Source organism: Pseudomonas lini (assembly GCF_001042905.1).
Classification (GTDB): domain Bacteria; phylum Pseudomonadota; class Gammaproteobacteria; order Pseudomonadales; family Pseudomonadaceae; genus Aquipseudomonas; species Aquipseudomonas lini.
In genome coordinates, this window is record NZ_JYLB01000009.1 from 24022 (window position 1) to 37408 (window position 13387).

Below are 13387 nucleotides of genomic sequence, written 5' to 3' on the forward strand. Positions count from 1 at the left end.
CAGACTAATTCTCATGGCGGTTCATCCGTTCTCCTAAACATATAACCAATCGAGGTAAGTGCGGTGACAAAGCTGACACTGCTGTGCCTGCCCTATTCGGGCGCCAGCGCCATGGTCTATAGCCGCTGGCGGCGCCAGTTGCCGCCGTGGCTGCACTTGCAGCCCGTGGAGCTGCCGGGGCGGGGCGCCCGTTATGACGAACCCTTGCAGACCGACATGCGCGCCCTGGCCCTGCAATTGGCCAGGGAGCACAAGCCGTCCTTGCACGGCCCTTACGCCCTGTTCGGTCACAGTCTGGGGGCGTTGCTGGCCTGCGAAATGGCCCACGCCTTTCGTGCCCTCGGTGCTGCAGAGCCGGTGGCGTTGTTTGCTTCCGGCACGGCCGCCCCGACCATGCGCAGCGACTATGACCGTGGCTTCGCCGAGCCCCAGAGTGACGAGCAGTTGATCGAGCAACTGCGCACCTTCCAGGGCACCAGCGAGGACGTGTTGGCCAATCAGGAGTTGATGAGCCTGACACTGCCGATCCTGCGCGCCGATTTCATGCTCTGCGGGCGCTTCCGTCCGATGCAACGCCCGCTGCTCAAATGCCCGGTGCACGTGCTCGGCGGCAAGGAAGACAAGGCCACCACCGAGCAATTGATCGGCTGGAGCCAGGAAACCCTGGGCAGTTTCTCGGTGGACATGATGACCGGCGGGCATTTCTTCATTCATGAGCATGAAGCCAAGGTGATCCGGATTATCAAGAATCATCTGGAAGTCCATCACCGACGTCATGCGCAGCTGGCTGCTCAGGTTTATTAACGCGCGCGGTTCACTTTATTGAGTGTTAACAGGAGGCCCGTCATGGGTGTTGCTGTGGGTTTTGCCGTTCGGCCGTTGCTGCCGGCGCGAGGTCGTTTGCCGCTGTTGGTGGAGGCGACCGAGCCGAATACCAGCCTGTTGGCGGTGTTCGATGAATTGAATGAGCTGGTGGATGAGCATTTGCTGCGTGACGGCGGCATTCTGTTTCGCGGGTTCCAGCTGGAGGGCGCCGAGCAGTTCCGCCAGTTCGCCGCCGGCTTCGGCCATCCGCTGCTCAATTACGAGTTCGGCTCGACGCCGCGCACCAATGTCACCCAAGGGGTCTATACCTCCACCGAATACCCGGCGCATCAGAGCATTCCGTTGCACAACGAGCAGGCCTACTCCCGGGACTGGCCGATGAAAATCTGGTTCTACAGCATGATCGCCGCCACCTCGGGCGGTGAAACGCCGATTGCCGACAGCCGGGAAGTCTATCGCCGCATGCCTGTCGCGATTCGCGAGCGCTTCGTCAGCAAGGGGCTGATGTATGTGCGCAATTTCGGGAATGGGCTGGACGTGGCCTGGGAGCAAGTGTTCAACACCGAAGACCGCGAGGTGGCCGAGGCCTACTGCAAGGCCCACGGCATCATTTGTGAGTGGAAGGACGACGGAGAATTGCGCACCCGCCAGACCTGTCAGGCGGTGGCGCGTCATCCGGTGACCGGCGACATGGTCTGGTTCAATCAGGCTCACCTGTTCCACATTTCCAACCTTCAGCCGGAGGTGCGTGAAACCCTGCTGGACATCGTCGACGAGGAAGACCTGCCGCGTAACGTCTACTACGGCGATGGCTCGCCCATCGAAGATGAAGTGCTCAATGAAATTCGCGCCGTGCTCGATGACTGCGCCATCAGCTTTCCCTGGCAGGAGGGCGATGTGCTGATGCTCGACAACATGCTCTCGGCCCATGCCCGCGCGCCTTTCGAAGGCAAGCGCAAGGTGATCGTCGCGATGGCCGAAGGGCATTCCCAGGATGTGCGCTGATCTGATCAGTCCCTGACGCGCCTGTCGCCGAAGCCGGTCTTGCACCGGCTGTGGCATTTTTGTTGCGCTGTCCACTGCTCGGTCTAATGCCTGGTGCGGAACCTGTGGGAGCGGGCTTGCTCGCGAAGAGGGCGTGTCAGTCAACATTAATGTTGCCGGGTACACCGCTTTCGCGAGCAAGCCCGCTCCCACAGGTTCTGCACCTCAACTGACTGGCCGCGTTTGTCAGTGCCGCTAAATCATCGCATCAGCCATTCGTTCTTGTTGATACGACCGGGCCTCCTGGTCACGCCGACGATCAGCAAGGACCCAATGCATGAATGCCGCAGACGCACAGAAACTCGCCCGCCGCTTTATCGAACTGCCGCAGGACAAGCGCCGCTTGTTTTTGGCCGGCATGGCCCGCGAAGGCATCGATTTTGCGCAGCTTCCCATGACCTCCTGTGTCGGGGTCGACGAGCGTGACGGCCTGTCCTATGCGCAGCAGCGGATGTGGTTTCTCTGGCAGCTGGATCCGCAGAGCGCGGCCTATAACCTGCCGATGGCGGTGCGCCTGAACGGCGCGCTGCAAACCGAGGCGCTTGAGCGCGCGTTCAGCCTGTTGGTGGCGCGTCATGAGTGCCTGCGAACCACCTTCGGCCAGGAGGGCGAGCGTGCGTTCCAGCAGGTGGCCGAACCCCGTGACCTGACACTGGCGATCAACGACCTGAGTGCCTTGCCTGAAGAACGGCGCTGGCCGCAGGCGCAACAGCACATGATGGCTGAAGCCACTCAGGCGTTCGACTTGCAACAGGGACCGCTGCTGAGCCTTCGCCTGTTGCGCCTGGCCGAACAGGAACACGTGCTGCTGCTGACGCTGCACCACATCATTGCCGATGGCTGGTCGATGAACATTCTGATCGACGAGTTCATGCGCACCTACGACGGGTTGGTGGCGGGACGGCAACCGACCTTGCCGGAATTGGCCGTGCACTACCGCGACTATGCCCTGTGGCAACGCAGCTGGCTGGAAGCCGGGGAGCGCGAGCGTCAGCTCGATTACTGGCGCATGCAGTTGGGCGAAGAGCACCCGATTCTCGAATTGCCCACCGACCGTGCCTATCCGGCCCAGTCCAGCCACCAGGGCGCGCGCCTGGAAAAAGTCATCGACGGTGCCCTGCGCCAGGAGCTGAAAACCCTCGCCCAGCGCCAGGGCGTGACGCTGTTCGTGGTGCTGCTGGCTGCCTTCAAAACCTTGCTGCATCGCTACAGCGGCCAGACCGACATCCGCGTCGGTGGCTTGATAGCCAACCGTACCCGCAGTGAAACCGAAGGCCTGATCGGCTTCTTCGTCAATACCCAGATCCTGCGCAGCGAGGTCACCCCTCAAACCCGTTTCAGCGACCTGTTGCAGAGCCTGCGTCAAGCGGCGCTTGGCGCCCAGGCCCATCAGGAGCTGCCGTTCGATGCGTTGATCGAAGCCCTGCAACCGGCCCGCAGCCAGAGTCACAATCCGCTGTTTCAGGTGATGTTCAACCACCAGCCACTGGTGACCGATCTGCAGGACGTGCGGCTCGATTGCGGTTTGCAAGTCGGCTATCTGAGCGAGCAGCAACTGGCCGGCAGTGGGCGTCAACATGCGGCCACCAGTGACCTGATGCTCGACACCCGGGAGGAGGGCGAGCAACTGTTCGCAGCGTTCACCTACGCCACCGACCTGTTCGACGCACAGACCATCGCCGCGTTGGCCGAGCATTGGCACAACGTGCTGGTGTCGGTCTGCCGTGATCCGCAACAACCGTTGGGCGAGGTGGCGATGCTCGGCACGGATGAGCGCGAGCGCTTGATTCAACCCGTCGCCATCCCGGCGTCGCTGCCCGGCATGCCGCAGCTGTTCGAGGCTCAGGCCGCACACACTCCCGACACCACCGCCGTGATTCTGGCTGGCGATCAGTCGCCCTCACTCAGCTATGCCGAACTGAATGCTCGCAGCAATCGTCTGGCCCATCAGTTGCGCGCCCAAGGTGTCGGCCCCGATGTGCTGGTCGGTGTGGCGTTGGGGCGCTCGCTGGAACTGGCCGTGGCGTTGCTGGCCGTGCTCAAGGCCGGTGGCGCCTATGTGCCGCTGGACCCGCACACGCCGGCCGAACGCTTGCGCCATGTGCTGGATGACAGCGGGCTGAAGCTGTTGCTGACCGAGAGCTCTCTGCTGACCAGTCTGCCGGCGCTCGATGGCATCGATTGCCTGTGTCTGGACCGACTGCCGGACAGCGACGCTGCGAATCAAGACAACCTGCAACGGACGGTGGATCCGCAGAACCTCGCGTATGTGATTTACACCTCCGGCTCCACCGGCCGGCCGAAGGGCGTGGCGGTCAGCCATGGCGCGTTGGGCGAATTCATCGCGCGGGCGATCGACTACAGCGATTTGCGTGAAGGCGATCGCGTGCTGCAATTCGCCACCAGCAGTTTTGACGGTTTCGTCGAGCAATTCTTCCCGCCGCTGTGCCATGGCGCCGCTGTCGTCCTGCGCGATACACGCCTGTGGGACAGTACGACCTTGCGCGAGGTGATCGTCGAACAGGGCATTACCCTGGCGGATTTGCCGGCCGCTTACTGGTATTCGGTGGTGCAGGATTACGCGGCTAACCCGCCTGTCCACTTCGGCGCCTTGCGCCAGATTCATGTGGGCGGCGAGGCGATGGCGGTGGACGGGCTGCGCCTGTGGCAACGCGCCGGGTTGGGCCATGTGCGTTTGCTCAACACCTACGGCCCGACCGAGGCGACGGTGGTTTCGACCATCCACGATTGCAGCACATTGACCGCCGAAGCGGTGTCGTGGCGCGGCATACCGATCGGTCATGGCCTGGAGCAACGCCGGTTGTACGTGCTCGACGACGATTTGAACCTGCTGCCGCAAGGAGCGGTGGGCGAGTTGTACATCGGCGGGCCGGGCCTGGCTCGTGGTTATCACCAGCAACCGACGCTCAGTGCCCAGCGGTTTATCGCCGATCCGTTCGCGGTCGGCGAGCGCCTGTACCGCACCGGCGACCGTGCCCGGCTGCGGGACGACGGCGCGGTGGAGTACATCGGCCGCGTCGATCACCAAGTGAAAATTCGCGGGTTCCGCATTGAATTGGGGGAAATCGAATCGCGGTTGCAGCAATGCCCGGGGATTCGTGAGGCGGTGGTACTGGCCTTGCCCCTGATTGGCGGGACGCAACTGGTGGCGTATCTGGTCGTCGATCCGAGCGTGCTCGGCAGTGCGGCGGAGCAAGCGATTTTGCGTCAGCAAATCAGGGCCTCACTGCAGAAGAACCTGCCGGACTACATGGTGCCCGGCCACTTGCTGCTGTTGCCGCGCCTGCCTCTGACCCCCAGCGGCAAACTCGACCGCAAGGCCCTGCCGATCCCCGATCCGAGCCAATTGCAGAGCACTTATCGCGCACCGCAAACCGACACCGAACAGGCTCTCGCGCTGATCTGGATCGAGGTACTGCAGGTGCCACGGGTCGGTATGGATGACCATTTCTTTGAGTTGGGCGGGCATTCGTTGCTGGCCGCGCAAGTGATCGCGCGGATCAAAAGCCAGTTGGGCGTGGTTCTGCCGTTGCGCAGTCTGTTCGAGACACCGCTGCTGGGCGATCTGGCGCTGGAACTGGCCGCGCTGGCAGAAGGTGCAAGCGATAACGACTGGTCCGACATGGATCAGTTCATGAGTTCTTTGGAGGGGGTAGAAGTATGAGCGGCACTATGGCGGAGCGTATCGCTAAAAGGTTCGTCGGTTTGCCGCTGGAGCAACGTCGACTGTTTCTCGCCAAACTGCGCGAGGAGGGCAAGGACTTCAGCCTGCTGCCGCTGCCGGTCAGTCGTCACGACTGCGCGGCGATCCCGCTCTCGTTTGCCCAGCAGCGCTTGCTGTTTCTCTGGCAGCTCGATCCGCAGAGCGCCGCGTACAACATGGCCGCCGGCCTGCGCTTGCATGGGCAACTGAACGAGGCAGCGTTGCTATGTTCCTTCGATCATCTGGTGGCGCGCCATGAAGTGCTGCGCACGGTGTTCCAGACCGACAACGACCCGCCGAGCCAGATCATCCTCGACCAGCAGAGCGTGCCGCTGCAACGCGTCGATCTGTCGAACGTCGCCGCGCAAGAACGTGAAACCGAGCTGGCGCGGCGGGTCCGGGAAGCGGCCGCGCAACCATTCGATCTGCTCCACGGGCCATTGCTGCGGGCCAGTCTGTTCTGTCTGGCGGACGATGAACATGTGCTGATCGTGAGCATGCACCACATCGTCTCCGATGGCTGGTCGATGGACGTCATGGTCAAGGAATTCGTGCAGTGCTACCAGGCCTTCAGCCTCGAGCGCGAACCGCAATTGCCGGCGTTGCCGTTGCAGTACGCCGACTACGCGATCTGGCAGCGCCGCTGGCTGGAGGCCGGCGAGGGCGAGCGGCAACTCGATTACTGGCGTCAGCAGTTGGGTGAAGAGCATCCGCTGTTGGACGTGGCGGCGGATTTCCCTCGGCCGCTGACCCAGAGCTTTGAAGGCCAGACCCTGAGCTTTGATTTCGGTGCGGACCTGTCCCGGCAGTTGAACGGCTTTGCCCGGGCTCAGGGCATCAGTTTGTTCATGCTGGTGCTGGCCGGGTTTTCGCTGTTCCTGTCGCGTCTTGGCGGCCAGCGCGATATCCGTGTCGGCGTGCCCAATGCCAACCGTGGGCGCTCCGAGGTCGAAGGGTTGATCGGTTTCTTCGTCAACACTCAGGTGTTGCGTTGCCAGGTCGATGAGCGCGGCAGCTTTGACGATTTGCTGGCCCGGGTTCGGGAAGCATCGTTCGGTGCCCAGGCTCATCAGGAGCTGCCCTTCGAGCAACTGGTGGATGAACTGGTGCCCGAGCGAACCCTGGGGCACAACCCTTTGTTCCAGGCCAAGTTCAACCAGAACGTCGGCATGCAGACCCAGCGTTCGATGAACCTGCCGGGCCTGAGTGTCACCGAGTATCCGCTGGACAAACAAGGCACGCACTTTGATCTGGCGCTGGACATCACCGATGACGGCACGCTGATCCACGGGCAAATGACTTACGCCAGTGACCTGTACCAGCACTCGACCATCGAGGGGTTTATCCCGACGCTGCTCGGCCTGTTCCGCGAATTGCTGAGCGCCCCGCAGGCGCCGCTGCACAGTCTTGCAACCACACCTGTGCAACCGGCGCTGGCGCCACGGCAGCCGGCGGAGTCGGTGTTGCAGCAATGGGATCGTCAGGTGGCCGCGCAGCCTGAAGCGCTGGCCGCACGCTGTCTCGAACGGACGTTGAGTTTCCAGGCGCTGGATCAGGACGCCAATCGCCTGGCCCACTACCTGCGTGCGCAAGGCGTGCAAAACGGGCAGCCAGTGGCGGTGCTGATGGAGCGCTCCCTGGAATGGCTGACCTGTGTGTTGGGTATTTTCAAGGCCGGGGCGGTGTACATGCCGCTGGACGTCAAGGCGCCGGCCGCGCGATTGCAGCAGATGCTCGAAGGCGCGCAGGCGAAAGTCCTGCTGTGTGCCGCAGGCGACGCGCGGGAAAGCAGCCTGGCGGTCACCGGTTGCCAAGAGCTGGCCTTCGCGCCCGAACGCTGGCAGGACCAGCCGACGACGAAGCCTTCGCTGACCGTGTCGGCGGATGCAGCGGCCTATGTGATTCACACCTCCGGCTCCACCGGCCAACCCAAAGGCGTGCTGGTGAGCCACGGCGCCCTGACCAGTTACGTGCGCGGTGCATTGGAACGTCTGGCGCTGGAGCCTGCGGCAAGCATGGCGCTGGTCTCGACCATTGCGGCGGACCTGGGGTTTACCGTGCTGTTCGGCGCCTTGTGCTCCGGTCGCTTGTTGCATGTATTGCCCGAAGAGCTGGGCTTCGACCCGGACCGGTTTGCCGATTACATGGCCGGGCACCAAGTGGGCGTGTTGAAAATCGTGCCGGGGCATTTGGCGGCGCTGATGCAAGCGTCCCGGGCCGCCGATGTGTTGCCGCAACACGCACTGATCGTGGGTGGCGAGGCCTGCTCGCCGGCATTGCTGGAGCAGGTGCGGCGACTCAAGCCGGGCTGCCGGTTCATCAACCACTATGGTCCGAGTGAAACTACAGTCGGCGTGCTGACTCATGAACTCAAGGATCTCGACTCGGGTGCCCGCAGCGTGCCGGTCGGCCGTCCGTTGTCGGGTGCGCATGTCTACGTGCTGGACGATGTGCTCAACGCGGTCGCCGATCAGGTGGCGGGCGAGCTGTACATTGGTGGCGACACTGTGGCGCTGGGTTACCTCGGGCAGCCGGGGCTGACCGCCGAACGCTTCCTGCCGGATCCGTTTGGCGCCGTCGGCGCCCGGGTGTACCGCAGCGGTGACCGGGTGCGGCGCAATCGTCAGGGAGCACTGGAATTCATCGGTCGCGCCGACGATCAGGTCAAGGTGCGCGGCTATCGGGTGGAGCCGGCGGAAGTCGCCCGGGTATTGCTGGGCCTGAGCGGTGTGAGCGAGGCCGCGGTGTTGGCCTTGCCGCTGGACGGTGATGAAACGCGCCTGCAACTGGTGGCGTACTGCGTGGCCGCGCCTGACCTGCCGTTGGATGTCGACGCCTTGCGTCAGCAGTTACAGGCCTGCCTGCCGGAGTACATGGTGCCGGCGCAGATTGTTGTTCTGGAGCGCCTGCCGCTGACCGCCAACGGTAAACTGGACAAGCGTGCCTTGCCGGCGCCGGGGCTGGTCACGCAGCAATTTGTCGCCCCGGTGGGCGAGATCGAACAGAAGCTCGCCGCTATCTGGGCCGATGTCCTGAAGCTTGAACAGGTGGGCAGTACCGACAACTTCTTCGAGCTGGGCGGCGATTCGATTCTCAGCCTGCAAATCATCGCCCGGGCCAAACGCCAGGGCATCAAGCTGAGCCCCAAGCAACTGTTCGAGAAGCAGACCATCGGCCAGTTGGCGGCAGTCGCCAAGCTGGTCGAGAGCAAACCGGCGGCCAGCGTCGCGCAAAAGATCAGCGGCGAGCTGCCGTTGTTGCCGATCCAGGCCCGCTTCTTCCAGACCGACATTCCCCAGCGTCATCACTGGAACCAGTCGGTGATGCTGCAGCCGCAATCCCCCCTCGATGCGACCCATCTAAGCAACGCATTGGCCACCCTGATCGAGCAGCACGACGCGCTGAACCTGAGTTTCCAGGCGTCGGGCGAGACTTGGCAGGCGACATTCCAGGCGCAACGTCACACTGATCTGTTGTGGGTGCGGGCACTGGACGACCTTGCCGATTTGCCGGCGCTGGCCACCGAAGCCCAGCGCAGTCTCGATCTGCAACAGGGCCGTCTGGTGCGGGCGGTACTGGTGAACCTGCCTGACGCTACACAACGTTTGCTGCTGGTGATCCATCACCTGGTGGTGGATGGCGTGTCCTGGCGGGTGCTGCTGGAAGATTTGCAGCAGGCCTATACCGCGTTGGCGGCAGGCAAGACGATCGTGTTGCCGGGCAAAAGCAGTTCGCTTCAGGCCTGGGCGCAACACCTGCACCGTTACGGGCAAAGCGATATCTTGAAGGCCGAGCGCGATTATTGGCAGCGCACGCTGGAGGGCGGTAACAGCGACTTGCCGAGGGATTTCCCGGAGACAGTTCAGACCCGCCGTCAGGCCGCTCGGGCCACTTCACGCCTGAACAAGACACAGACCAACGCCCTGCTCAAAGTGGCACCGGCCACTTATCGCACGCAGATTAACGACCTGCTACTGACAGCCTTGGCGCGGGTGCTGTGTGACTGGAGCGAACAGGATTCGGTGCTGATCCAGCTCGAAGGCCACGGTCGCGAAGACCTGTTCGACGACCTAGATTTGAGTCGCACCGTCGGTTGGTTCAGCAGTCTGTTTCCGGTGCGCCTGACCCCAGAGGCAGAGCCAGGCACTTCGCTGTGCGCGATCAAGGAACAACTGCGAGCTGTGCCGGGTAAAGGCATCGGCTACGGCGTGTTGCGCTACCTCGCAGGCTGCGAACCGCTGCGTGAATTGCCGCCGCCGCGCATCACCTTCAACTACCTGGGCCAGTTCGACGGCGCGTTCAGTGCCGCTGACGGCGCACTGTTCGTGCCGGCTGCCGAAAGCACTGGCGAGCATCAGGATGAAGATGCGCCCTTGGGCAACTGGCTGAGTGTCGACGGCCAGGTCTATGGCGGTGAGCTGGAATTGGTCTGGACGTTCGGCCAAGGCATGTACCGCCCGCAAACCATTCAGACGCTGGCCGATGCCTATTGCCATGAGCTGCAACGATTGATCGAACATTGCACTGCCGGTGAGCATGCCGGGGTCACGCCGTCGGACTTCAATCTGGTGCGCCTGACGCAAGCGCAACTGTCGGCGCTGCCGGTGCCGGCGCGGGATATCAGCGATCTCTATCCGTTGTCGCCGATGCAGCAAGGCATCCTGTTCCACAGCCTCAACGAACCGGACGGCCCGGCCTACACCAATCAGTTGCGCGTCGATGTGCAGCAACTGGACGCCGAGCGTTTCCGTCAGGCCTGGCAGCAGACGCTGGAGGCCCATGAGATTCTGCGCACTGCGTTCGTCTGGCCCGAGGACGCCGATGCGGCGGTGCAGATTGTAAGGCAGACGGTGCAGATGCCCCTGACCGTGCAGGACTGGCGCGGTCGTGATGACCTTCACGGGGCGCTCGATCAGTTGGCTCGGGAAGATCTGGCCGCCGGTTTCGAACTGGACCAGGCTCCGCTGTTGCGCGTGCTGTTGGTGCAAACCGGTGAAGCGCTGCATCACTTGATCTACACCAGTCATCACATCCTCATGGATGGCTGGAGCACCTCGCAGTTGTTCGGCGAGGTGTTGCAACGCTATGCCGGCATGACCCCGGCGGCGACCCCGGGACGCTATCGCGATTACATTGAGTGGCTGGGCCAGCGCGATGTTCAGGCCAGTCGCGAGTTCTGGACGTCGGCATTGGTTGACCTTCAGGAGCCGACCCGCCTGGCCAGCGCGATGCCGGTCAGTCAGACGTTGGCCGGCGGTTATGCCGATTACCAACATGTGTTCAGCGAACAACAAACCGGCGACCTGAACCGCTTCGCCCGCGAGCAGAAAGTCACCCTCAATACCTTGATGCAAGCCGCGTGGCTGGTGCTGTTGCAGCGCTATACCGGCCAGGACACCGTGGCTTTCGGCGCCACTGTGGCCGGTCGCCCGACGGACTTGCCCGGCGTCGAGCAGCAGATCGGCCTGTTCATCAATACCTTGCCGGTGGTGGCTTCGCCGTCCGCCGAGATCCCGGTCGGGCAGTGGATTCAGCAGGTGCAGAGCCTCAACCTGGCCCTGCGCGAACATGAGAGCACGCCGCTTTACGATATCCAGCGCTGGGCGGGGCAGGGCGCGGGCGCGCTGTTCGACAGTATTCTGGTGTTCGAGAACTACCCGATGGCCGAAGCGCTGGCCCAAGGCTCTGTCACCGGGCTGGAGTTTTCCACCCTCCAGCGTCAGGAGCAGACCAATTATCCGCTGACACTGGTGGCGGTCACCGGTCGTGAGTTGACCCTGGGCTTGAGCTTCGATCAGGCCTGTTTCGATCACGCCACCATCGCTGACCTGAGCACCCAGCTCGAAGGCCTGATGATGCAAATTATGGCGGACGCTTCGCAGCCTCTGGGCGCGTTGCAACTGCTGGACGGCGCACCGCGTCAAGCGGCTGTCGACTGGGGCAAGGCCGCGGTCACGGCGCTGGATTCGCGCAACGTGGTCGAACGGATTGACGCACAGGTACAACGCCAACCACAGGCTGCGGCGGTGTTGTTCGCCGAGCAGACCCTCGATTACCAAACCCTCGACGCCCGGGCCAATCGACTGGCGCACAAGCTGCAAACGCTGGGCGTCGGGCCGGAAGTGCGGGTTGGCGTGTGCATGCGCCGCACCCCGGACATGCTGGTCGGGCTGCTGGCGATTCTCAAGGCTGGCGGTGCCTACGTGCCGCTGGATCCGGAGTATCCGCAAGAGCGCTTGCTGCACATGCTCGAGGACAGTTGCGCAGCGGTGCTGCTGACCGAAGCCGCGTTGCAGGCGATGTTGCCCGAGGCGTTGCCGTCGCAAGTGCTGTTGGTCGAAGAGGGCGCCGAATGGCTCGCCGGGTATCCGTCCACGGCGCCAGTCAGCCGGATCGTTGCGCAGAATCTGGCGTATGTCATTTACACCTCCGGCTCCACCGGCAAGCCCAAAGGCGTGGCGATCACCCACGCTAACCTCGCGGCGCTGATCCAGTGGTCGCAGGGTGTTTACCGCGATGAGCAGCTGCGTGGCGTGCTGGCCTCGACCTCGATCTGCTTCGACCTGTCGGTGTGGGAGATTTTCGTCACGTTGGCCAGCGGCGGTTGCATGGTGCTGGCGGACAACGCTCTGGCGCTGTCCGAGTTGCCGGCCTGTGAGCGCGTGACGCTGATTAACACCGTGCCGTCGGCGATTGCCGCGCTGCAACGGGCCGGGCAGATTCCGCCGTCGGTCACCACCATCAATCTGGCCGGCGAGCCGCTCAAGCAGACGCTGGTCGATACGCTGTACGCCAGCACGTCGGTCAAGCAGGTTTATGACCTGTACGGGCCGTCGGAAGACACCACCTATTCGACCTTCACCCTGCGCACTGCCAACGGCCGGGCGAACATCGGGCGGCCGCTGGACAACACCGTGGCCTACCTGCTCGACAGCCAGTTGCAGGTGTTGCCGGCAGGGCTGGCGGCCGAGTTGTACCTGGCCGGTGCCGGTGTGACCCGAGGTTATCTGCTGCGTCCCGGTCTGACCGCCGAGCGCTTCGTGCCGGACCCGTTCGCGACCCATGGTGAGCGGCTGTATCGCACCGGCGATCTGGTGCGCCAGGGGCCAGACGACACGATTGAGTACATCGGTCGTGCCGACCATCAGGTGAAGATTCGCGGCTTCCGCATCGAACTGAGCGAGATCGAAGCCCGATTGCTGGAGCAGCCCGAGGTGCGCGAAGCCGTGGTGCTGGCGCAGGAGGGCGCGGCGGGCAAACATCTGCATGCCTACGTCGTAGCGAGCCAACCAGGCAATTTATCGTTGGTGGAAACCCTGCGCGCGGCGTTGGCCAGCCGCTTGCCGGCGCATATGGTGCCGAGCCATCTGCATGTGATCGACGCGCTGCCGCTGACCCCCAATGGCAAGCTCGACCGCAAGGCCCTGATGGCGCTGGGCGGCAATCCGACGCTGCAGCGTTACGAAGCGCCGCGCACCGACCTGCAATGGGAAGTGGCGACCGTCTGGCAGGAGGTGCTGGAAGTCGAGCGCGTGGGCCTGACGGACAACTTCTTCCAGTTGGGCGGGCATTCGTTGCTGGCGACGTTGGTGGTGACCCGGATCAAGGAACGCCTGGGTGACAAAGTGCCGCTCAAGGAGCTGTTCGAAGCCGATACCCTGCACGCGTTCTGCGCCCGCATCGAAGCGTTACGCGTCGATTTATCGCCGGTTCAGGACGAATTGGCTAAATCCCTGGAGGCCCTCAAACGTCTATCCCTCGATGATCTGGAAAAACTGATTTCTTGAGGGGAAC

General features: G+C 63.2%; 4 protein-coding genes. All 4 read left to right on the forward strand.

Annotation, left to right across the window (positions count from 1 at the left end; genetic code table 11):
* The first annotated feature begins 63 nt into the window (after positions 1-63).
* The 4 genes from TU81_RS23485 to TU81_RS23500 all read left to right on the forward strand — a co-directional run bounded on the left by TU81_RS23485 (position 64) and on the right by TU81_RS23500 (position 13380).
* Entirely contained in the window at positions 64-804 is a 741-nt protein-coding gene (locus TU81_RS23485; RefSeq protein WP_048396727.1) for a thioesterase II family protein, read from the forward strand.
* 42 nt (positions 805-846) lie between these two features.
* The gene (locus TU81_RS23490; protein ID WP_048396729.1) at positions 847-1830 is read left to right on the forward strand and encodes a TauD/TfdA family dioxygenase; all 984 of its coding nucleotides are present in this window, start codon (positions 847-849) and stop codon (positions 1828-1830) included.
* Between the two features lie 316 nt (positions 1831-2146).
* Positions 2147-5554, forward strand: a complete 3408-nt coding sequence (locus tag TU81_RS23495; RefSeq protein WP_048396732.1) for a non-ribosomal peptide synthetase — start codon at positions 2147-2149, stop codon at positions 5552-5554.
* Entirely contained in the window at positions 5551-13380 is a 7830-nt protein-coding gene (locus TU81_RS23500; protein WP_048396734.1) for a non-ribosomal peptide synthetase, read from the forward strand. Before TU81_RS23495 ends, TU81_RS23500 begins: the two co-directional genes overlap by 4 nt.
* Positions 13381-13387: the final 7 nt, after the last annotated feature.